This window comes from Kitasatospora sp. NPDC001539 (genome assembly GCF_040298565.1).
GTDB lineage: Bacteria > Actinomycetota > Actinomycetes > Streptomycetales > Streptomycetaceae > Kitasatospora.
Genome location: NZ_JBEPAK010000500.1, coordinates 1 through 1,061, shown reverse-complemented (window position 1 = coordinate 1,061; position 1,061 = coordinate 1). Strand labels below are relative to the sequence as shown.

Genomic DNA, 1,061 nt, shown 5'->3' with positions numbered 1-1,061 from the left:
GGCTGCCGTCCGGGATCCTACGGACGGCAGCCGCCCGCTTGCCGCGGGTAGTGGCCCGGGCGACCGTGATGGTCATGATGCGAACTCTGCGGACGGCCGCCCTGGCCGCGATCTCCGTGCTCCTCACGGCGTGGCCGGCCCAGGCCGCCACCGCCCCGCTCGCGGCGCCGCCGGCGACCGCGCAGCTGTCCGTCGAACTCTGCCCGCCGCAGGACCCGGTGGTCCCGGGCGAGGACGGGATCCTGGAGGTGAAGGTCACCAACCGGGGGCCGGCGACGACGACCGACGACACCCTGGTGGTCGTCCACTTCCCGTCGCCGGGGGTGGTCCGCTCGGCCGACCCGCCGGTCACCCTGACCTACTTCGGCACCGGCAGCTCGTACCAGGTCCCGGCGGGGCTGGCGCCCGGGTCGACCTCCGTCGAGCGGCTGTCGCTGGAGGTCTCGCCGAGCACCTTCTCCTTCGTCACCGTCAACGGCGACGTGCAGGTGTTCTACCCGGGTGACCCGGACCGGTCCGGCCGCACCACCCCGTACAGCCTCACCACCGCGGACACCGAGGCGCACTTCATGGTCGGCGCCTCCTCCGCCTGGGAGGCCGGGCACCCCGTTCCGCAGCCGGGCGACCTCACCGGCAAGCCCGGGGCGACCGTCGACCTGCCGCTGTGGGTGTACAACGCCGGCCCGGCGTACTCGCGGCACCCGATCGACGTGCGGATCACCGTGCCCGAGCACACCACGCTGACCGGGACGGTGCCGTACGACTGCACGGCCACCGGCCCGCGCACGCTGACCTGCCACTTCCCGGAGGGGCCGCGCTACCACGACGCGGTCTTCATCGACCCGGCCGTGGTGATCGACCCCTCGGCGGTCGCCGGGCAGGTGCTGCCGGGCGGCACGCTGGACGTGTCCGGGCAGGAGGACTGCCCCTCGCCGGACTGGCACACCGACTTCGCGGTGACGGTGGACTGACCGCCGGCGGGCCGACCCGCCGGCGACCGATCCAGCGCGGACCGACCGGCCGGCGGAGTCCGAGCGGCCCGGCCGGGTGCGTGACGGCGC

At 75.0% G+C, this 1,061-nt stretch carries 1 protein-coding gene; it reads left to right on the top strand.

Features of this window, described 5'->3' with window-relative positions:
* The first annotated feature begins 74 nt into the window (after positions 1–74).
* Positions 75–971, top strand: a complete 897-nt coding sequence (locus ABT247_RS33565) for a COG1361 family protein (protein ID WP_350750407.1) — start codon at positions 75–77, stop codon at positions 969–971.
* Positions 972–1,061: the final 90 nt, after the last annotated feature.